This is a genomic window from Caballeronia sp. KNU42, from assembly GCF_053760385.1.
Map to the genome: position 1 here is coordinate 1,721,587 of NZ_CM132388.1, position 19,338 is coordinate 1,740,924.

The 19,338-nt window shown below is 60.5% G+C and carries 20 protein-coding genes; 3 read left to right on the forward strand and 17 right to left on the reverse strand.

Annotated elements, in window-relative coordinates:
• Nucleotides 1-111 precede the first annotated feature (111 nt).
• From efp to ACSOSP_RS07695, 3 genes are all read left to right on the forward strand, one after another.
• On the forward strand, nucleotides 112-669 hold the full coding sequence (gene efp / locus ACSOSP_RS07685) for an elongation factor P (protein ID WP_455310409.1): 558 nt from the start codon (nucleotides 112-114) through the stop codon (nucleotides 667-669).
• 291 nt (nucleotides 670-960) lie between these two features.
• Complete coding sequence (locus ACSOSP_RS07690) at nucleotides 961-1,296, forward strand: BON domain-containing protein (RefSeq protein ID WP_455310410.1); 336 nt, start codon at nucleotides 961-963, stop codon at nucleotides 1,294-1,296.
• Between the two features lie 301 nt (nucleotides 1,297-1,597).
• Nucleotides 1,598-2,980 carry a sigma-54-dependent transcriptional regulator gene (locus tag ACSOSP_RS07695; RefSeq protein WP_455310411.1) on the forward strand — a complete coding sequence of 461 codons (1,383 nt, stop codon included), beginning with the start codon at nucleotides 1,598-1,600 and terminating at the stop codon, nucleotides 2,978-2,980.
• 95 nt (nucleotides 2,981-3,075) lie between these two features.
• Here ACSOSP_RS07695 and nagZ read toward each other — a convergent pair whose 3' ends face one another.
• From nagZ to fabG, 17 genes are all read right to left on the reverse strand, one after another.
• On the reverse strand, nucleotides 3,076-4,080 hold the full coding sequence (gene nagZ / locus ACSOSP_RS07700) for a beta-N-acetylhexosaminidase (protein ID WP_455310883.1): 1,005 nt from the start codon (nucleotides 4,078-4,080) through the stop codon (nucleotides 3,076-3,078).
• Between the two features lie 49 nt (nucleotides 4,081-4,129).
• Entirely contained in the window at nucleotides 4,130-4,597 is a 468-nt protein-coding gene (gene acpS, locus ACSOSP_RS07705) for a holo-ACP synthase (protein WP_455310412.1), read from the reverse strand.
• Between the two features lie 28 nt (nucleotides 4,598-4,625).
• Nucleotides 4,626-5,399 carry a pyridoxine 5'-phosphate synthase gene (gene pdxJ / locus ACSOSP_RS07710; protein WP_455310413.1) on the reverse strand — a complete coding sequence of 258 codons (774 nt, stop codon included), beginning with the start codon at nucleotides 5,397-5,399 and terminating at the stop codon, nucleotides 4,626-4,628.
• Complete coding sequence (recO, locus tag ACSOSP_RS07715) at nucleotides 5,396-6,319, reverse strand: DNA repair protein RecO (protein ID WP_455310414.1); 924 nt, start codon at nucleotides 6,317-6,319, stop codon at nucleotides 5,396-5,398. The genes pdxJ and recO overlap by 4 nt, the downstream gene beginning before the upstream one ends.
• Complete coding sequence (gene era, locus ACSOSP_RS07720) at nucleotides 6,306-7,205, reverse strand: GTPase Era (protein ID WP_455310415.1); 900 nt, start codon at nucleotides 7,203-7,205, stop codon at nucleotides 6,306-6,308. The genes recO and era overlap by 14 nt, the downstream gene beginning before the upstream one ends.
• Nucleotides 7,206-7,310: 105 nt before the next feature.
• Nucleotides 7,311-8,720, reverse strand: coding sequence for a ribonuclease III (gene rnc / locus ACSOSP_RS07725; protein WP_455310416.1), 1,410 nt, complete (start codon nucleotides 8,718-8,720; stop codon nucleotides 7,311-7,313).
• A 236-nt stretch (nucleotides 8,721-8,956) separates the two neighbouring features.
• A complete protein-coding gene (gene lepB, locus ACSOSP_RS07730; RefSeq protein ID WP_455310417.1) occupies nucleotides 8,957-9,850 on the reverse strand; it encodes a signal peptidase I in 894 nt (297 codons plus the stop codon).
• Nucleotides 9,851-9,871: 21 nt separating this feature from the next.
• Complete coding sequence (gene lepA / locus ACSOSP_RS07735) at nucleotides 9,872-11,662, reverse strand: translation elongation factor 4 (RefSeq protein ID WP_455310419.1); 1,791 nt, start codon at nucleotides 11,660-11,662, stop codon at nucleotides 9,872-9,874.
• 131 nt (nucleotides 11,663-11,793) lie between these two features.
• Complete coding sequence (locus tag ACSOSP_RS07740; RefSeq protein ID WP_455310420.1) at nucleotides 11,794-12,066, reverse strand: glutaredoxin family protein; 273 nt, start codon at nucleotides 12,064-12,066, stop codon at nucleotides 11,794-11,796.
• Between the two features lie 5 nt (nucleotides 12,067-12,071).
• Entirely contained in the window at nucleotides 12,072-13,712 is a 1,641-nt protein-coding gene (locus tag ACSOSP_RS07745) for a DegQ family serine endoprotease (RefSeq protein ID WP_455310421.1), read from the reverse strand.
• Nucleotides 13,713-13,731: 19 nt separating this feature from the next.
• On the reverse strand, nucleotides 13,732-14,775 hold the full coding sequence (locus ACSOSP_RS07750; RefSeq protein ID WP_455310422.1) for a MucB/RseB C-terminal domain-containing protein: 1,044 nt from the start codon (nucleotides 14,773-14,775) through the stop codon (nucleotides 13,732-13,734).
• A 3-nt stretch (nucleotides 14,776-14,778) separates the two neighbouring features.
• Entirely contained in the window at nucleotides 14,779-15,408 is a 630-nt protein-coding gene (locus ACSOSP_RS07755) for a sigma-E factor negative regulatory protein (protein WP_455310423.1), read from the reverse strand.
• 79 nt (nucleotides 15,409-15,487) lie between these two features.
• The gene (gene rpoE, locus ACSOSP_RS07760) at nucleotides 15,488-16,087 is read right to left on the reverse strand and encodes an RNA polymerase sigma factor RpoE (RefSeq protein ID WP_047844769.1); all 600 of its coding nucleotides are present in this window, start codon (nucleotides 16,085-16,087) and stop codon (nucleotides 15,488-15,490) included.
• 95 nt (nucleotides 16,088-16,182) lie between these two features.
• Nucleotides 16,183-16,662: a hypothetical protein gene (locus ACSOSP_RS07765; RefSeq protein ID WP_455310424.1), complete on the reverse strand. Its 480-nt coding sequence runs from the start codon at nucleotides 16,660-16,662 to the stop codon at nucleotides 16,183-16,185.
• A 47-nt stretch (nucleotides 16,663-16,709) separates the two neighbouring features.
• Nucleotides 16,710-17,948 carry a beta-ketoacyl-ACP synthase II gene (fabF, locus tag ACSOSP_RS07770; protein ID WP_455310425.1) on the reverse strand — a complete coding sequence of 413 codons (1,239 nt, stop codon included), beginning with the start codon at nucleotides 17,946-17,948 and terminating at the stop codon, nucleotides 16,710-16,712.
• Nucleotides 17,949-18,094: 146 nt separating this feature from the next.
• On the reverse strand, nucleotides 18,095-18,334 hold the full coding sequence (gene acpP / locus ACSOSP_RS07775) for an acyl carrier protein (protein WP_004197638.1): 240 nt from the start codon (nucleotides 18,332-18,334) through the stop codon (nucleotides 18,095-18,097).
• A 248-nt stretch (nucleotides 18,335-18,582) separates the two neighbouring features.
• Nucleotides 18,583-19,323 carry a 3-oxoacyl-ACP reductase FabG gene (gene fabG, locus ACSOSP_RS07780; protein WP_455310441.1) on the reverse strand — a complete coding sequence of 247 codons (741 nt, stop codon included), beginning with the start codon at nucleotides 19,321-19,323 and terminating at the stop codon, nucleotides 18,583-18,585.
• Between the last annotated feature and the right edge of the window lie 15 nt (nucleotides 19,324-19,338).

Below are 19,338 nucleotides of genomic sequence, written 5' to 3' on the forward strand. Positions count from 1 at the left end.
AGCGCCCGGGTTTGCGACCTGCTTTCGATTAGAGCAAGCGACCCTGCCACGAGCCGGCCGTCCACACTGCAGCGATCAGGCTCACATTTTCGTACAGGACAGTTTTTTAATATGAAGACCGCACAAGAACTCCGCGTCGGCAACGTCGTGATGATCGGCAGCGATGCCATGGTCGTGCTGAAGGCCGAGTACAACAAATCCGGCCGCAATTCCGCGGTCGTGAAGATGAAGTTCCGCAACCTGCTGTCGACCGGCAACATGGAATCGGTGTACAAGGCGGACGACAAGTTCGACGTCGTCCAGCTCGACCGCAAGGAAGTGACGTACTCGTACTTCGCCGACCCCATGTACGTGTTCATGGACGCCGACTACAACCAGTTTGAAGTCGAAGCCGACATGATGGGCGACGCCCTGCACTACCTCGCAGACGGCATGCCGTGCGAAGTGGTGTTCTACAACGAGAAAGCCATCTCGGTGGAACTGCCGACCACGCTGGTTCGCGAGATCATTTATACGGAACCGGCTGTCAAGGGTGACACGTCGTCGGGCAAGGTCCTGAAGACCGCCAAGCTCGGGACGGGTTTCGAGCTGCAAGTGCCGCTGTTCTGCGGCATTGGCGACAAGATCGAAATCGATACGCGTACCAACGAGTACCGCAGCCGCGCTTAAGGCTTCAGCGGGCCGGCTGCCAAGGCCGGCTTGTACGCGCTCGTACGCTCCAGGTAAAAAAAGAATTAAAAAAAGCGCCCTTCGGGGCGCTTTTTCTTTTTGCTGAACATTATTGCCAATTCAGGCAAACTTTACCGGACCGTTTCTCAAAATTTCCAGGTGATTCCTGCATGAGAAGCGATGTTGACGGCTAAAACGTTGATTTATCGCAATCGTGAAGATGGCATGGAACCTGCTGTGCTTGTTATGACTGCGCTGTGACGGCGTCGAATTTTCCAACAACACACGACCATGCCAATTACAAAAACCGCTCTCGCCCGTCTGGTTGTTGCTGTTTCATGTGCCGTACCGGTAATGGCGATCACTGCCGGATGTTCATCGACACCAACGCACGAATCGGCTGGCGAATATACCGCCGACTCCTCACTGACCGCCAGGGTGAAAGCAGCATTGCTCGCTGATCCGGGCCTGAAGTCGCTGGCGGTGAGTGTGACGACGTATCGGGGCGAGGTACTGTTGTCGGGCTTCGTGAATTCGCCGGACCAGATTCAAAAGGCAGTGGCGGTCGCGCGTGGCGTTCAAGGTGTGCAGTCGGTCAAGAACGAGCTGAACGTGAAGCCGCAATAGCACGCCCATATCGCGCCATTGCGCTGAGCGATTGCGTCCGGAGCAAGTCTTGCCTGGACAGTGCTCAGACAAATACGGTGTTTCAAGAATACGCAAGAACACGCATCAGGAAGCGCAGGACAAAGACCCCGCAGCGTCGGGAGAGGGCTGGAACCTTGAGCGGGAAACTGACACCTTGACGTCATCCCGCCAACAGCCCACGCCGACGCAGCCCGGCATCGAGGCGTCCGCCGCCGGATCTCGCCATTGAGGGCGACCGGCACGGAACGAATTTCAGACCATTTAATACGTCGTGTCCGCCATGCCACACGCTTTGATTGTCGAAGACGATCCCAACAGCCTTTCCGGCCTGTCCGCCATCCTCGCGGCCGACGGTTTTTCCGTCGATACCGCGACCACGCTCGCCGAAGCGCGCGCTGCCTTGACGCGCTTCATCCCGGACGTCGTGCTGGTCGACCTGAACCTGCCCGACGGCAGCGGTCTCGACCTGCTTCACCACCTGCCGGCGCAACCGCCCGGAGGCGCGCTACCTGTGATTGTGATGACGGGTAACGCGACGGTGGAGAGCGCTATCGAGGGCTTGCGGCAAGGGATCTGGGACTATCTGCTGAAGCCGGTCAACATTCCGCGCCTGCGCAGCTTGCTCGCCCGTATCCCGCGCCCTTACGAGCTGACGGAAGAAGTGCGGGCGTTACGCTCCACGCTGCGTCAACTCGGTCATTTCGGTGGATTGCTTGGGCGCAGCGGTGCGATCCAGCATGTCTACGATCTGATTGAACACACGGCTCCCACGGAAGCGGCTGTGTTGATCTGCGGAGAAAGCGGCACCGGCAAGAAGGTCGCCGCTCGCACGCTGCATGAGATGAGCCGGCGCCGCAAAGGCCCGTTCGTTTCGTTCGATTGCGCCGCGGCCAACGAAACCAGCAACCGGTCGATGGAAAGCCTGATGTTCGGCCATGAACGCGGTGCGTTTGCCGGCGCGGAGAACCGCGAAGCCGGCTTGCTTGAGCAAGCGGGTGGCGGCACGCTGTTCCTCGACCAGATCGATGCATTGCCGATCCCGCAGCAGGAAGCGCTGCTGCGCGCGCTCGATTCGCAGACTTTCATGCGCGTGGGCGGCAGCAACAAGATCGTGACGGACTTCCGCCTGCTCGCTGCAACGCGTACGCCGGTGAAAGACGCCGTCGCCGACGGCAAACTGCGCGAGGATCTGTTCCTGCGCCTGAATGCGTCGTCGATCGCGTTGCCGCCCTTGCGCGACCGGGACGACGACATTGCGTTGCTGGCCGAACATTTCGTCTATGAACTGAATCGCGAGAACCACGTGAGCGGCATCACGAGCGGCGCGCCAAAACGCGTGAGCCCGGATTTCATTCGCGAGTGCCTTGCGACCGAATGGCCCGGCAATGTGCGCGAACTACGTGAGCGGGTGCGCCGCGCCTATCACGCGTCGGGCGATATTATCGAAACCTTGCGCGCCGATGAACACGGTGGTGCGGGCGCGCGCGGGCTCAACGGCAGCAGCGTGCAGGTGACGGTGGGCACGGCGCTCGCCGATGTCGAAGACATGCTCATTCGTGCAACGCTGGAGGCCGTGGGCGGCACGCGGCACCGCGCGGCCTCCCTGCTCGGGATCAGTCCGAAGACGCTGTACAACAAGCTCCAGCGCATGAAGCTGGAGTGACTGGACTGTGCTTGAAACAAGCCGCTCGTTCTTTCGAACCAGCGGCTTTTTTTGCGGCTTGCGCTTTTCTGCGCTCGCCTGCGCCAGGCAGCGCTTCAGCCCAGCGCGCTTTTCACCAGCGAGCGCGCCTGCTGATATTCCACCTGCGACATCAGTTTGCCCCAGTGCCGCGCACCGCCGCGCGGCCGCATCCGCCGCAAGCGGGTCTGCGATGCCTTCGTCTGCACGAACGTGAGCCGATCCAGCACCTTCTCCGCTTCATCCGGCTGATTGCAGATCAGCACCATGTCGCAGCCTGCCGTGAGCGCCGCCGTGGCGGCTTCGGTCAGCGTTCCACCGGCGCGGGCGGCTTCCATCGACAGGTCGTCGCTGAAAATCGCGCCGTTGAAGCCGAGCTTGCCGCGCAAGATGTCCTGCAGCCAGACTCTGGAAAAGCCCGCGGGTTTCTCATCGACCTGCGGGTAAATCACGTGCGCCGGGATCACCGACGCGAGAGACATGCCCAGCCAGTCGTACGGTTTGATATCGGCGGCGAGGATGTCTTCGAGCGAACGATCGTCTACAGGCATGGCTACATGCGAATCCGCCGATGCAAACCCGTGCCCCGGAAAATGCTTGCCGCAATTGGCCATGCCGGCGAGCGCGAGACCGTGGTTCAGGCTCTTGGCGAGCATCGTCACCACGCGCGGGTCAGCATGCAATGCACGATCGCCGATCACTTTCGATTGTCCGTAATCGAGGTCGAGCACGGGCGTAAAACTCATGTCGACGCCGCACGCCCGCAGTTCCGCCGCGAGCACATATCCGAACGCGGTCGCGGTTTTCGTCGCCAACAAGACGTCGCGGTCCCACAGTTCGCCGAGCTTGCCCGGCGCGGGCAGGACGGTGAAGCCATCGGTACGGAAACGCTGCACGCGGCCGCCTTCGTGATCGACGGCAATCAGGATGTCGTCACGAATTGCGCGAATCGCGTCGGTCAGCGCGACGAGTTGCGCGCGATCCTGGAAATGCCGTGCGAAGAGGATGATGCCGCCGGTCATCGGATGATCAATGCGACGAATGTCGGCGTCGGAGAGGGTCGTGCCGGCCACATCGAGCATGACCGGACCGGGAGTGCGTTTTAACGAGTTCAAATTGAGAGCGAAAAAGTCAGGGGGTTTTTGTTGCTGTGTGTGGTTCTGGGCTTGCTTGCGGAATCACGCCCGGGTTTGCTTGCGGAATCACGCCCGTTTCCGCGATAACAAACGACACCGCGTAATCGCGTTCATCGGTGATCGTGACCTGGGCAGTGATGCCGCGCACCGCCATCCAGTCGGCCAGCTCTCCCGACGCGACAATCTTCGGCTTGCCGCTCGGCTCGTTGAGCGTTTGCAGTGCGCGCCATGTCATCGGCCAGTGCATGCCAAGTCCGATCGCTTTGGAAAACGCCTCCTTCGCGGAAAAACGGGTCGCGAGGAAGGCGAGACCGCGCACTTCGGAGCGTGCCTTACGTGCGTGGTAAATACGAAGTTCGTCGGCTCCAAGCACCTTCTCGGCGAAGCGCCCTTTCGTGCGCTCCATCACGCCCGCCACGCGGCTTACCTGAACGAGATCCGTACCTATTCCGTAGATCGCCATCGATGGGCCTGAGTTGGGTTGTTTGCGGTTATCGCGATGCCGTGGCGGCAAGGCGCGACGCCACCATGATCGCCTTCATCTCGCGCACCGCATTGTCCCAGCCGGCGAAGATGGCGTGCGCAACGATCGCATGGCCAATATTCAATTCCACGATGCCTTCCAGCGCCGCGATCGGCTGGACATTGGTGTAATGCAGACCGTGCCCGGCGTTCACTTTCAGCCCTAAGGAATTACCGAAATCGACACTGCGCGCCACGCGCTCGAATTCCTTCTGGCGGGTGGCATCGTCGTGGGCTTCTGCATAACAACCGGTATGCAATTCGATCACCGGTGCGCCGGCTTCGTATGCAGCGCGGATCTGCGTTTCATCTGCGTCGATAAACAGCGACACCCGCGCGCCCGCCTGAGCCAGTTGCTCGCACGCGGCTTTCACGGCCTGGAACTGCCCGGCAACATCCAGTCCGCCTTCGGTCGTCAGTTCCTGGCGCTTTTCGGGCACGAGACACACGTCGTGCGGACGGACGCCACAGGCAATGTCCAGCATTTCCTGCGTCACCGCGCACTCAAGGTTCATCCGTGTCTTGAGGAGCGGCCGCAACGTGTGGACATCGGCATCGACAATATGCCGGCGATCTTCCCGCAGATGCAGCGTGATGGCGTCAGCGCCGGCCTCTTCGGCTTGCAGCGCGGCGCGGATCGGGTCGGGGTACTGCGTGCCGCGCGCGTTGCGCAGCGTGGCGACGTGATCGATGTTGACGCCCAGATCGATCACGTTAGCGGGCGACGAGAGAAAGAAGCTCATAGATTTTGCAGGTCGATCAGGATTTGACGGGTGGCGAGCGGTGTGCCGCCAAGATACACGTTCAGCAGAAAGCGCATCAGCGTCTTGCTTTGCGCGGCCGTCTGCGGGCGGCTGTATTCATCCTTCTCCATGTCGAGAAGGGTTTGCCCGGCGATCACCGGCCATTGCGACGGGACATCATCGGATGCATCGCGCACACCGCGTTCCGGATCGAAGACGTATTTCTGATCGGCGAGAACCGGCTGGCGCGTGATGGTTTTATTCAACGCCATCGCGTAACCGGTTTCACGCAGCAGCACGCGTTCGAAGGAGCGCAGCGCATGCAAGGCGGGCTCGCCGTGCGCGAGACGCGAGAGCGTCAGCACGTAATGATTGAACAACACGGGATGCGCGTCTTCACGAGCGCAGAACTTGACGAGCAATTCGTTGACGTAGAAACCGCAGAGCAATGCATCGCCGGCGAGGGGCAGCATGCCGCCGACCCATTCCGCCTGCGTCAAGGTGCGGACTTCGCCCTTCCCCGTCCACGATAACCCCAGCGGCTGGAACGTTTGCAGCACGCCGCGCAACGCGGAATGCGGGCGCTTGGCGCCCTTGGCGACCAGCGCGACGCGGCCGTGATCGCGTGAAAACACGTCGAGCACAAGACTCGTCTCGCGATACGGATAGCTGTGAAGCACGAACGACGGCTGCTCCGCGATACGAAAGTCCGAGCGCGGCGCGGCGCGCGGCGGTCTTGGGGCTTTGGGTTCTTTCGGTTCTTTTGATTCTTTAAGCGCGGCGGGTTTTACAGACGCAGACGCCGTCCTGCGCCTTTTAGGCGCGGGCGTTGATGGCTCGTCGACGCTGAAGTTATCGTCGGCGAGCGGATCGGATTCTGCGTCGGAGGACTGGGTCATCCACGCGTCATTCGTACCCATAGGCGCGCAGTCCCGCTTCGTTATCCGCCCAGCCGCTCTTCACCTTGATGAAGGTCTCGAGATACACGGGGCCATCGAAGAGCTTTTCCATGTCGAGGCGCGCTTCGGTGCTGATCTGCTTCAGCTTCGCACCCTTCTGGCCGATGATCATCGACTTGTGGGTGTCGCGTTCCACGAGAATGGTCGCGAAAATGCGGCGCAGGCGCCCTTCGGTTTCCCATTTATCGATAAGCACCGTGCTCGTGTACGGCAATTCGTCGCCGGTCCAGCGGAACACTTTCTCGCGCAGGATTTCAGCGGCGAGAAACCGTTCGCTGCGATCGGTGAGATCGTCTTCACCGTAGATAGGCGTGCCTTCCGGCAAATACGGCTTCACGACCGTCATCAGACGCGCGATATCGTCGGCATGCTTCGCGGTCATCGGCACGATTTCCTTGAAGTCGTGCAGCGCGCTCATCTTCTGCATGAACGGGAACAAGGTCGCTTTGTCGTTGACATGATCCAGCTTGTTGGCGATCAGCAGGCACGGCGTGTCGTTTGGGATCAGGTCGAGCACCTTCTGGTCGTCGGGACCGAAACGGCCCGCTTCGATCACGAACAAAATGGCATCGACAGCCGTCAGCGTGGACGTCACCGCGCGGTTCAGCGAACGGTTCAGCGCGCCGCTGTGCTTGGTCTGGAAACCCGGGGTATCGACGAAAATGTACTGCGCGTCTTCCAGCGTGTGAATGCCGGTGATGCGATGGCGCGTGGTCTGCGCCTTGCGCGACGTGATGCTGACTTTCTGCCCGACGAGCGCGTTCATCAAGGTCGATTTGCCGACGTTCGGCCGACCGACGATCGCGACCATGCCGCAGCGGAAACCAGAGGGAGTGGGAGCGTTCATAATGTGTGCGGCTGCGGATTCGGTGAATTCGTGGGGACGCGTGGCGTCGGGATTATGCTGGTGCAAGTAGCGTGCGAGCTTGAGCGGAAGGCTTCAGGGCTCACGTCAATGGCCGGTGTCGGCGGCGCGTACGACGGTTTCATCGACGCTTTCTTCCAGGTGCGCTTCGACCTTCGCTTCAACGCTCTCTGCGCCCTTCGAGGCCGTTGCAGAATGCGCGGCGGCGCTCACGTCTTCACGCTGTCGCGCGGGGGTTGCGGGCTTCTCGAGCGCGGACGCGTCGGCATTTTTCGCAGCTGGCTTGTCGGCTGGCTTATCAGCCTGTTTGTCAGCGTGTTTGTCGACTTGCTTGTCAGCCTGCTTCGCCGCCGCCTTTTCACCTGCACTATCTGCTTTCGCTGCGCTTTTTTCCACCGGGTTATGCACAGCGTTATCCACCGCGGCTTCGACGTGCACAACCGATGGCTTGTCCGCACTCTCGTTGCCAGCCGCCGGCGCCTCGGCCACTGCTTTCTCGGCCTTCTCCGCTTTCTCCGCCCGATGAATCGTCGCCCGCTCGGTTTTCTCCATTACGGCGAAAGTACCCGCCGACGGTTCCACATGCGACGCGCGAATCACGGCGAATGGCGCAGTCGCCGGACGCTCGGGATCGTTATGCGTATTGCTGCCATGGCCGGCGCTACTGCTATTACCGGCGGCGCTGCTGGCACGAGCGCGTTCGCGACGGTCCGGTGCACGCAAGTCGAGCGCCGCCTGCACGCCCGTCACGCCCGGGACGATTTCCAGTTCGGCCTGCTTGGCTGCGCGCGAACCCTTGCGCTTAGGCTTCGCCGTCATGGTCGGGGCAGCGGAAGCCAGCTCTTCGAGCGCCTTCTTGGCCGCTGCCTGCTCGGCCGCTCGCCGGCTCGCACCGGAACCCGACACCTTCACATCGAGCTTGGGCACCGTGCATTCGACTTCGAACTGCTGGTTATGCGCCGCGCCGTGCGTGGCCACGACCGTATAGGTCGGCAATGCAATCTTGTGGCCTTGCAGATATTCCTGCAGCAGCGTCTTTGCGTCCTTACCGATCGTGCGTGGATCGATGTGATCCAGGATTGGGGTGTAGAGCCGCTTGATGACCTGATGCGCGGCGTCAAAACCACCGTCCAGGAAGACCGCGCCAAAGATGGCTTCGAGCGTGTCGGCCAATATGGACGGACGCCGGAAGCCGCCGCTGCGCAATTCGCCTTCGCCCAGCCGCAACGCCTCCGACACATTCAACGCCTGCGCAATCTCATAGAGTGACTGCTGCTTGACGAGATTTGCGCGCACGCGAGATAGGTCGCCCTCGTCGAGTTTTGCGAATCGTTGGAACAAAAGCGCAGCCACCACGCAATTTAGAACGGAATCTCCGAGAAATTCGAGTCGTTCATTGTGCGTGGCACTGTGACTGCGGTGGGTCATCGCCTGGCGCAGCAATTCCGCATTGCGAAATTCGTACTGGAGCCGGCTTTCCAACGGGGTTGAGGGCATGGGCAGAGTATAACGCGGGCGCCGGGAGGGGCGAATCCGGCAGAAAGGCCGGAAAACCGCAAGGAAAATGACACCACAAGCACACGTTAGCCGCGATTCTTCGTGCTGTTTCTAGGCGGCTCAAACGTGACTTGCAATGCGACTTGCAATAACAACTACGCCGCGATGACGCGGCGTAGTGGTCGAACGAAATTACTGCTGGTGATGCCGAACAAAACCGTGATCAAAACCGCGCTTCAATGGAACACTCCAATGCGCTTCAAACTGCTGAAGTTCATCCAGATAAAGAATGCGCGGCCGACGATATTCGCCTCAGGCACAAAACCCCAATAACGGCTGTCTGCGCTGTTATCGCGATTGTCGCCCATCATGAAATAGTTGCCCGGCGGCACTTTGCAAATGACGCCTTGAGCGTTGTAGTTGCAGTTATCGCGGAACGGGTAATCGTCGGCGCCGATGACGAACGGCGGCACTTGCGCGTTATTCAGGATCGCGTTCTTGCGGCCATCGAGATCTTCTTCGAACTGCTTCGCATAACCAATGCGTTCATCGTCGAAGAAATCCGGCAACGCTGTTTCCGGAACCGGCTTGCCGTTGATGGTCAGCTTCTTGTTCTGATACGCGACGGTGTCGCCGGGAAGGCCGATCACGCGCTTGATGTAATCCACCGACTCGTCTTTCGGATAACGGAACACGACTACGTCACCGCGCTTGAGCGGCGTGCCGCTGGTCAGCTTGGTATTGCTGATTGGCAGACGCAGGCCATATTCGAATTTATTCACGAGAATGAAATCGCCCACGAGCAGCGTTGGCACCATGGATCCCGACGGAATCTTGAACGGTTCGACGACGAACGAGCGCACTACGAACACCACCAGGATCACCGGAAAGAAGCTCGCCGAATATTCCAGGTACCACGGCTGGCGGAGCTTTTCATCGCGCAGGCGAGCGCGCGTTTGCGGCGCATTTTCATCGGCGAAACGGGCTTCGACTCGGGCCTGCTGCTGGTCGAATTCCGCTACCGCTGCGTCTGCTGCCCGGCGCCGTTTCGGCTCGAACACCAGTTTGTCGAACACCCACGCAATCCCCGTCACGACGACGAGCACCAAAAGAATCAACGCAAAATTCATCAATCGTTTCCGGTTGTTTTATTAATCTTCGACGCGAAGAATCGCGAGGAAAGCTTCTTGCGGAATCTCGACCGAACCGACTTGTTTCATGCGCTTCTTGCCGGCCTTCTGCTTTTCCAGAAGCTTTTTCTTTCGCGAGATATCGCCGCCGTAGCACTTTGCCAGAACGTTCTTACGCAATGCTTTAATGTTCTCGCGCGCGATAATGTTCGCGCCAATAGTCGCCTGGATTGCGACGTCGTACATTTGCCGCGGAATCAATTCGCGCATCTTAGACGCCACTTCGCGTCCGCGATGCTGACTCTGCGACCGGTGCACGATCACGGACAACGCGTCGACTTTGTCGCCGTTGATCAGCATGTCGACCTTCACCACATCCGACGCGCGATATTCCTTGAACTCGTAGTCCATGGAGGCATAACCGCGCGACGTGGACTTCAGCCGGTCGAAGAAATCCAGCACGATTTCCGCCATCGGGATTTCGTACGTGAGCTGGACCTGACGGCCGTGATACAGCATGTTGATCTGCGAACCGCGCTTGTTCGTACAGAGCGTAATCACCGCGCCCACATACTCCTGGGGCATGTACAGGTTCACGGTGACAATCGGCTCGCGCACTTCTTCAATGAACGAAGGTTCCGGCATCTTGGCCGGATTCTCGACCTGGATCAGCTCGCCGTCACGCTTCAGGACCTCGTAGACCACGGTTGGAGCCGTGGTGATGAGGTCCATGTCGAATTCGCGTTCGAGCCGTTCCTGCACGATCTCCATGTGCAGGAGACCGAGAAAGCCGCAACGGAAACCGAAACCAAGCGCTTGCGATACTTCCGGCTCGTATTGCAGTGAAGAGTCGTTCAGCTTCAGCTTTTCCAGCGATTCACGCAGCGCGTCGTACTGGTTAGCTTCCACCGGATACAACCCCGCGAACACCTGCGGCTTCACTTCCTTGAAACCTGGCAGCGGATCGGCCGACGGACGCGCGACGGTGGTGACCGTATCGCCCACTTTCGCCGCCTGCAATTCCTTGATGCCCGCGATGATGAAACCCACCTGCCCCGCCGACAGCGACGCAAGACTCGTGGATTTCGGCGCGAACACACCGAGACTTTCGACTGGATAAACCGCGCCGGACGCCATCATCTTGATCTTGTCTTTCGGACGCAAAGTGCCGTTCTTGATGCGCACGAGCATGACCACGCCGACGTAGTTGTCGAACCATGAGTCGATGATCAGCGCCTGCAGCGGTGCGTCCGGATCACCCTTCGGCGGCGGCACCTTGGCGATCAACGCCTCGAGCACGTCGGTCACGCCGAGGCCCGTCTTGGCGCTGCAACGCGCGGCATCGGTTGCATCGATGCCGATCACGTCTTCGATTTCCGAAATCGCGTTCTCGGGGTCGGCCGCTGGCAAATCGATCTTGTTCAGCACCGGCACCACTTCCACGCCGAGTTCGATCGCCATGTAGCAATTGGCGACCGTCTGCGCTTCCACGCCCTGGCTGGCGTCGACCACGAGCAGCGCCCCTTCGCAGGCAGACAGCGAGCGGCTGACCTCGTACGAGAAGTCGACGTGGCCCGGGGTGTCGATGAGATTCAGGTTGTAGACCTGACCGTCAAGCGCCTTGTAGCTCAGCGCCGCCGTCTGCGCCTTGATGGTGATGCCGCGTTCGCGCTCGAGATCCATGGAGTCGAGCACCTGCGCGTCCATCTCGCGGTCGGACAAGCCGCCACATAGCTGGATGATGCGATCGGCGAGCGTCGACTTGCCGTGGTCGATGTGCGCAATGATCGAGAAGTTACGAATATGATTCATTCAGTGCCGATCAAGCAAAAAGGCGCGCCCAGACAAACGCGGAGCACGCCTTGAAAATGGGGGTGAAAAACTTGTCTATTTTAGCCGAAAAGGCGGACTGACGGCGGATTTTACGGGAAAGGTCCGATTGCTCAGGGACTTACGCGTGTGGCAGGCGTGCCTGGAAGCCTGTTCAGGAGCGCACTGCGCACCCGCGCTTCGTCAAGCCGGTAATGGCATAACTCCACGCCATCCAGCACCAGGACGGGCACGAGTTCGTCGTATAACGCCTCGAGTTCGGGATCCGTGTCTATATCGATCCACTCGATAGCGACGCCGAACTCAGCCGCAATCGGCTCAAGCTCGGCGCGCAAGTCTTCACACAGGTGGCACCAAGCGCGCCCATAGAGCTTGAGCGCGCTCATCGTGCTTATTTCTGCGCCGGCGCGCTACGCGGACGCAACGGCACAAACTGCGTGTTGTCGCCACGACGCACCAGCACCGCGACCATCTTGCTCGGATCGACATTTTGCGCGACCGCGTCGAATTGCTTCGCGCTCGTGATGTCCGTATCGCCGATGCGCAGGATGATGTCGCCCTTCTGGAAGCCGGCACGCGCCGCCGGACCTTCCACCGCGTCCACCATCACGCCATTGGTGAGTTTCAGCGCCTTCTTCTGGTCAGCCGGAATGTCGCTCACCGCAATGCCGAGCGTATTGCTCGCGCTCGCCTTCGGCGGCTGCGTCTTCTTGGCCTCGGTCTTCGCGACCTTGTCAGGCTGCATTTCCGCGATGGTGATCGGCAGATCGCGCGACTGACCCTTGCGCCACACCGTGATCGTCGACTTCGTGCCCGGCTTCGTATCGCCGACCATGCGCGGCAGGTCCGTCGCCGTGGAAACATCGTGGCCGTTGTACTTCAGGATGATGTCGCCCGGCTGGATGCCCGCCTTGTCGGCCGGGCCGCCCGCTTCCACGCTGCTCACCAGCGCGCCCTGCGCCTTCGGAAGCCCAAGCGAATCCGCCACTTCCTTCGTGACTTCGCCGATGGCCACCGCAATCCGGCCACGCGTGACCTTGCCCGTCGTCTTCAATTGATCGGCGACACGCATGGCTTCATCGATAGGTATCGCGAACGAAATCCCCATGAAGCCGCCCGTACGGCTGTAGATCTGCGAGTTGATGCCAATCACCTCGCCCGCCATGTTGATCAGCGGACCACCCGAATTGCCCGGATTCACCGCGACGTCCGTCTGGATGAACGGCAGATAATCGCCGGTGTCACGTCCCTTCGCACTGACGATACCCGCCGTCACCGTGTTATCGAGCCCGAACGGCGAGCCGATGGCCAGCACCCATTCGCCGACACGCACCTTGTTCGAATCGCCGACAGTAATGGCCGGCAGGCTCGTCGCCTGGATCTTGACGACCGCCACGTCCGTGCGCTCATCGACACCGATCAGCTTCGCCTTGAATTCGCGTTTGTCCGTGAGCGTGACGTAGATGGTGTCCGCGTCGTCGACGACGTGGGCATTGGTCATCACGTAACCATCGGCCGACATGATGAAACCCGAGCCCACCCCGCTGCTCTGTTCCGAATTGTCCTGATTGTCGGGGCTGTCCTGCGGTGCGCTGCGATTACCCTGGCTGCTGCCGTTGTCGCTGCCGCCCTGGTCGCCGCCTCCGCCCCCGCCGCCATTACCACCATTGCCGCCGTTACCACCACCGCTTCCACCGCCGCCGCGCGGCGAACCGGGCGTGCCAGGCATCGGAATCCCGAAGAAACGGCGGAAAAACTCCGACATGTCGCCTTCGTCCATGCCGGGCGGCAAGCCGCGCAGATCGCTACTGCTGCTGACGCGGGTTGTCGTACGGATATTGACGACCGACGGACCCACTTTATCGACGAGCGTGGTGAAGTCCGGCAGGTTCACTCCCGGCACCGCGACCGGTGCGACGGCCGGCGCCGATGCGGGCGCTGTTGCTGTTGCTGTGGCCGCGTAGGTCGCGAGCGGCAGGCATGCGGCAAACGCCGCGGCCGCGAAATAGGTGCGCAGCGAGAGATTGCTCATATCGTGGTGGGCCGAGGAATTACTTGGAAGGCTTGTATTCTATGGCAGAAGCAAATTGCTGCAACGTGGCCTGGGGCACTTCGCCCAGCAAGGTAATCCAGAAATCCCCGCGGCGCTTGACCAGCACGTGTGTCGCGCCGCTATCGCCAGCACCTTCCTTGCGCGAATTTTTTTCCACGGGCTCGACAAAAATCGAGATTGCCGCCAGTCCGTCAGAGAAAACAGCCTGATCGACAGGAATAGGCGGCTGGCCCTCCTCACGCGACGCCATCGGCCGGCGCAGTTCGCGAATCTCGCGGAAACCCGGCACGGTTGGTGTGATCTTCCAGCCCTGCGCTTCCATATCGACCGGCTCAACCGGCGGCCGCACGACCGTCCAACCGGCCAGGTTCTTGATCCCGTTCGCAATGCCGGCGCGGTCCACGGACCCGCCAATCTGAACCTGAGAAAATGAAAGCTGTTCCAGCACCTGGCCGTCGGGGCCGAGCGTCTGCGCACGCAGCAAAAGGCCGGTTTTCGAATCGGCCCAAAGTTTGTAGGCAAAGCGCATGGCGTCTTTCGGATCGAGTTCGATCACCTGACTGTCGATGCCCGCGACGCGGTCCGCGCCGAGCATTTTCGGCTCATAGACGGTCAAGACCTGGTCGCTGCTGGTCGTCAGCAACGATGGGAACGCGTCCTTGTTCTGGCGCTTTTCGACGACCACCAAATGCCGTTCGGGTACGAACGTGTACATGTCGTCGTCGTGGCGAAGCATCCTGCGAGGTTTGCCGTCCAGACTTTCCAGCGACTCGAACTCACCGTCGCTGCGCGCTGCCGAATGGGTAATACGCGAGGACTGCACCGTTGTCCCACGCTGGTAGACGAAGGTGCCCTCGTAGTTCTGCTGCTGTGCGGCGTCGTGAATCCGGTTGAGCAGTTCCGCAGCGGCCTTGCGCGCGGCGGCAGAATCGTCGCCCTGCGCAAAAGCACTCGATGCCGCGGATATCAATGCGGCTGCGCAGAACATCAACGCCGGCAACCGCCCCCAATGAGTCGTTTTCTTCAACCGCACACGTTGCATCAGTTATTGGCCTTGGCTGGTAGCCGCAGTGCGAATCAAAGGCATCGAGCCCGGCATGACGGGCTGTTGGGAGAATTGCTGATGCGCTTCGAGATACTGGTCCAGGCTTGCGTCGCGAATGATATTCGCTTCGACGACCGGCGAGCGCGTGCTGGCGGCAGGCATGGAAGCCATGGCCACGCGCTGCACATGATCGGACGACAACGAAGCCATCTGCATGCCGTTATGGCCGTCCACGCCCTGCAATTGCGGCACGACGATCCACGTCAGCGTGGCTGCGGCAGCCGCGACGGCGAAAGCCGGCACCACGCGACGGCGGAACAGCCGCGAGCGCAAGCGCTCCGTGGACGCCGCCGGAATGGCCGCGGGCGCAAACACATGCGCTTCCGCCTCGAAACGCGCCGAGAACGCGTTCATGAACGCACTGCTGGCTGCAGGACTGGCCGCGAGATCGTCGGAACGCAGCGCGTCGCCGATCAAGTGGAAATCCGACCACGCCGCGCGATCCTTCTGCGTAAACCCGGAAAGAAACTGACTGATGTCGCCCGAATCGTCGAACGATTCTCCGTCGACAAAAGCGGACAAACGCTCGCCCCGCGAGCTAGCTTGCGATTGCACCGAAACCGACCCCATGATGCTCCCCATCTTGACTGCACCCCTAGTGACACTACCTGACCCAGATACCGCGTCCCTGCCCCGCGCAACCTCGCCGTTACCAGCGCTTGCCTTCGGGAGTGTCCAGCAACGGACGCAATTTTGCCGCAATGGCTTCGCGAGCACGAAAAATTCTTGATCTGACGGTTCCTATAGGGCAACCCATCATTTCGGCTATTTCCTCGTAGCTCAGACCTTCAATCTCACGAAGAGTAATGGCGGTGCGCAGCTCTTCCGGTAAAACCGCCATCGCAGCATTGACCGTTTGTGCGATCTGCTTGCTCATCAACATCGACTCGGGCGTGTTGATATCCCTTAGTTGGTCTGCATCGGAGAAAGTTTCCGCTTCTTCTGCATCAGCTTCGGTAGAAGTTGGAGCACGACGGCTCTGAGTGGCAAGGTAGTTCTTCGCGGTGTTCACCGCAATCCGGTAAAGCCAAGTATAAAACGCCGATTCTCCGCGAAATTGCGGCAACGCGCGATAAGCCTTGATAAAGGCGTCCTGCGCGACGTCCTCGACCTCGGCGGGATCCCGCACGAGACGCGAGATAAGCCGGATGATTTTGCGCTGATATTTGGCGACCAGTAGCTCGAACGCTGCTTTATCGCCCTTTTGCACGCGTTCGACCAGTACCTGATCGATTTCTTTTTCGCTCACCTGGGAAATCCGTTAACTTTGGGGGTGCTACGCGGAGGGCTATTGTAGCGTTACGACGCCGGTACACGCCGGATGCTGACCGGCGGTTACACGCGTTACAGATGTTCCTGGGCGCAGCGCCGGGCGCGCACGGCCAGTTCGCGGAACGCGCCGGTATTGGCGAGCGCGTCGGCGGCCACCAGGAACGATGCCGGGCGCCCTTGCGCCGGGAGCAGGGTGAGAGCAAGCAAGCGGTCGCTCCACTGGGCGCAACCTGTAATACGACGGTATTGCGCGTTCCCCGCGTGATCCCACGTGGTCAAACCATCTTGCCCGATCTCGAACGCGACGGGTCGGCGCCGCTCGCCGCCCCAGGCCGCAGTGGCCAATGCGGCAGTCACGGTCAAAACCACTACGCACCCGTGGAACAGCCCGGCGTAAGCCGCCACGCAGTGAAATACCGATCCCGCCGCTACCGCCATGAATGCTGCGGTAGCGCCCCACAGGAACCGTGATGGACGCAGAGCGCGCCGACGCGGGGAATCGGCGACCAAGTCCACCGACACCTCTGGCAATGGAATGTGCGCGCTTGTCATTCGCTTGGCTCCCGCGACAATCAAGCGCGCCGCGCTACGCACGTCGCTCAATGCTTCTTGAAAACGAGCGTGCCGTTCGTGCCGCCGAAACCGAACGAATTCTTCAGCGCCACGTCGATCTTCATTTCCCGCGCTTCGTTCGCGCAGTAGTCCAGGTCACATGCCGGATCCTGATTGAAGATATTCATGGTAGGCGGCGAGATCTGGTGATGCAGCGCCAGCACGGTGAAGACCGATTCCAGTCCGCCGGCGCCGCCGAGAAGATGGCCCGTCATCGACTTGGTGGAATTCACCACGATCTTCTTCGCGTGATCGCCAAACGCATTCTTGATCCCGATGGTCTCCGCCAGATCACCCAATTGGGTCGACGTGCCGTGAGCGTTCAGGTAGTGCACTTCGTCCGCATTGACCTGGGCATTTTTCAACGCATTGCGCATGCTGCGGCGCGCGCCGTCGCCGTTTTCCGGCGGTGCAGTCATGTGATAAGCGTCGCCGCTCATGCCGTAGCCGCTGACTTCGGCGTAGATCTTCGCGCCGCGTGCTTTCGCATGCTCATACTCTTCGAGCACCATCACGCCGGCGCCTTCGCCCAGCACAAAACCGTCGCGATCCTTGTCCCACGGACGGCTGGCGGTAGCCGGGTCATCGTTGCGCTGTGACAACGCGCGGGCCGCCGCGAAGCCGCCGATGCCCAATGGCGACACGGTCGCCTCGGAGCCGCCGCAGATCATCACGTCGGCGTCGCCGTATTCGATCAGCCGCGACCCTTCGCCGATGCAATGCAGACCCGTCGTACACGCGGTCACGATGGCCAGGTTCGGCCCTTTCAAACCGAAGCGGATCGAGAGATGACCGGAAATCATGTTGATGATCGACGCCGGCACGAAGAACGGCGAAACCCGGCGCGGGCCGCGGTTCAGCAATTCCGTTTGCGTGGCTTCGATCATCGGCAAGCCGCCGATTCCCGAGCCCACGACAACACCCACGCGTTCCGAGTTTTCGTCGGTGATTTCCAGCCCGCTGTCCTGCATGGCCTGCACACCGGCGGCAATGCCGTAATGGATAAAGGTATCCATGTGGCGCGCTTCCTTGGCCGGCATATAGTCTTCGACCTTGAAGCCTTTGACTTCACCGGCAAAGCGCGTGGAGAAGTTCGTGGTATCGAACTTCGTGATCTCGGCGATGCCCGACTTGCCAGCGACCAGATTGGCCCAGCCGTCGGCAACGGTATTGCCGACAGGCGAAATCAGCCCAAGGCCTGTAACAACAACACGACGACGGCTCACGGTAACCCCTTATCCATAAATGACAAAAAGCAAAAGCCACAAGATTCACAGGAAATTGCCCTGTGAGCCCTGTGGCTGTTAAATCGGTTTGAATCGCGACAGAGCGTCAACCCCGAATAGTCTAGCTGCAGCTTGCCGTGCGGGCTTTAGGCCTTGACGTTGGCGCGAGCGTAGTCAATAGCCTGCTGAACCGTCGTGATCTTCTCGGCTTCTTCGTCAGGGATTTCCATGCCGAATTCGTCTTCGAGAGCCATCACGAGTTCGACGGTGTCGAGCGAGTCAGCGCCCAGATCGTTGACGAACGAAGCTTCGTTCTTGATTTCGGCTTCGGCGACGCCCAGTTGTTCGGCGACGATCTTCTTCACGCGCTGTTCGATATTGTCCATGCAGCCCTCCGAGGGAAATGTAGTTCAAAAACACAAGTGCGCGCATTTTATCAGGTTTGTACCCGTAAATACCCACGCACGGAATCAGCTTTGTTTGGCGCGTGACATGCCTTTGATGCCCGTCACGCCCTTTTCAGCGCCCTTTCCTGCTTACCACTTCTGACAGCGAATCTCGCACCTCTTACACCGCGCTTTGAATCAGCACTTTGCGCACCCGCCACACGGCGCGGATATTAACGAAATGCCTGTCACATGTACATGCCGCCGTTCACATGGAGCGTGGTCCCCGTGATGTACCCCGCGTGCGGGGAGGCCAGGAAAGCCACAGCATGAGCGATATCTTCCGGGCTGCCCAGTCGGCCGAGTGGTATCTGTGCTGTGAGCGCCGCACGCTGCGCTTCCGGCAAGACCTTGGTCATGTCGGTATCGATAAAACCCGGCGCAATGCAGTTCACCGTGATCCCGCGGCTGCCGATTTCACGGGCCAGCGCCCGCGTCATGCCCGCCACGCCGGCCTTCGCGGCCGCGTAGTTGGCCTGCCCCGGGTTGCCCGATGAAGCCACCACCGACGTGATATTGATGATTCGTCCGCCACGCGCTTTCATCATCGGGCGCAGCACGGCGCGCGAGAGACGGAAAACGGCGCGCAGGTTGGTGTCGATGACGGCGTCGAATTCGTCGTCCTTCATGCGCATCGCGAGTTGATCTTTCGTGATCCCGGCGTTGTTCACCAGCACGTTGAGGCCGCCGAACTCCTTGACCACGCCGTCGATAAACGCTTCGCTCGCGGCTGCATCAGTCACGTTCAACACGGCGCCGCGGCTTTGTCCGCCAAACTCTTTCAACGCTTCGCTAATGCCTTCTGCGCCGCTTTCACTGGTCGCCGTGCCGATCACCGTCGCGCCCTGGCGCGCGAGTTCGACCGCGATCGACCGGCCGATGCCTCGCGACGCACCCGTCACGACCACTATGTGCTTGTCCAGAATCATGTTTCGTCGGTTCCT

Coding starts and splice junctions, on each gene's coding strand:
- lepA (WP_455310419.1), bottom strand. CDS start 11,662: ATGAATCATATTCGTAACTTCTCGATCATTGCGCACATCGACCACGGC.
- ACSOSP_RS07745 (WP_455310421.1), bottom strand. CDS start 13,712: ATGAGCAATCTCTCGCTGCGCACCTATTTCGCGGCCGCGGCGTTTGCC.
- ACSOSP_RS07695 (WP_455310411.1), top strand. CDS start 1,598: ATGCCACACGCTTTGATTGTCGAAGACGATCCCAACAGCCTTTCCGGC.
- acpP (WP_004197638.1), bottom strand. CDS start 18,334: ATGGACAATATCGAACAGCGCGTGAAGAAGATCGTCGCCGAACAACTG.
- ACSOSP_RS07765 (WP_455310424.1), bottom strand. CDS start 16,662: ATGACAAGCGCGCACATTCCATTGCCAGAGGTGTCGGTGGACTTGGTC.
- era (WP_455310415.1), bottom strand. CDS start 7,205: ATGAACGCTCCCACTCCCTCTGGTTTCCGCTGCGGCATGGTCGCGATC.
- ACSOSP_RS07740 (WP_455310420.1), bottom strand. CDS start 12,066: ATGAGCGCGCTCAAGCTCTATGGGCGCGCTTGGTGCCACCTGTGTGAA.
- lepB (WP_455310417.1), bottom strand. CDS start 9,850: ATGAATTTTGCGTTGATTCTTTTGGTGCTCGTCGTCGTGACGGGGATT.
- efp (WP_455310409.1), top strand. CDS start 112: ATGAAGACCGCACAAGAACTCCGCGTCGGCAACGTCGTGATGATCGGC.
- acpS (WP_455310412.1), bottom strand. CDS start 4,597: ATGGCGATCTACGGAATAGGTACGGATCTCGTTCAGGTAAGCCGCGTG.
- pdxJ (WP_455310413.1), bottom strand. CDS start 5,399: ATGAGCTTCTTTCTCTCGTCGCCCGCTAACGTGATCGATCTGGGCGTC.
- ACSOSP_RS07690 (WP_455310410.1), top strand. CDS start 961: ATGCCAATTACAAAAACCGCTCTCGCCCGTCTGGTTGTTGCTGTTTCA.
- nagZ (WP_455310883.1), bottom strand. CDS start 4,080: ATGCTCGATGTGGCCGGCACGACCCTCTCCGACGCCGACATTCGTCGC.
- recO (WP_455310414.1), bottom strand. CDS start 6,319: ATGGGTACGAATGACGCGTGGATGACCCAGTCCTCCGACGCAGAATCC.
- fabG (WP_455310441.1), bottom strand. CDS start 19,323: ATGATTCTGGACAAGCACATAGTGGTCGTGACGGGTGCGTCGCGAGGC.
- rnc (WP_455310416.1), bottom strand. CDS start 8,720: ATGCCCTCAACCCCGTTGGAAAGCCGGCTCCAGTACGAATTTCGCAAT.
- ACSOSP_RS07750 (WP_455310422.1), bottom strand. CDS start 14,775: ATGCAACGTGTGCGGTTGAAGAAAACGACTCATTGGGGGCGGTTGCCG.
- ACSOSP_RS07755 (WP_455310423.1), bottom strand. CDS start 15,408: ATGGGGTCGGTTTCGGTGCAATCGCAAGCTAGCTCGCGGGGCGAGCGT.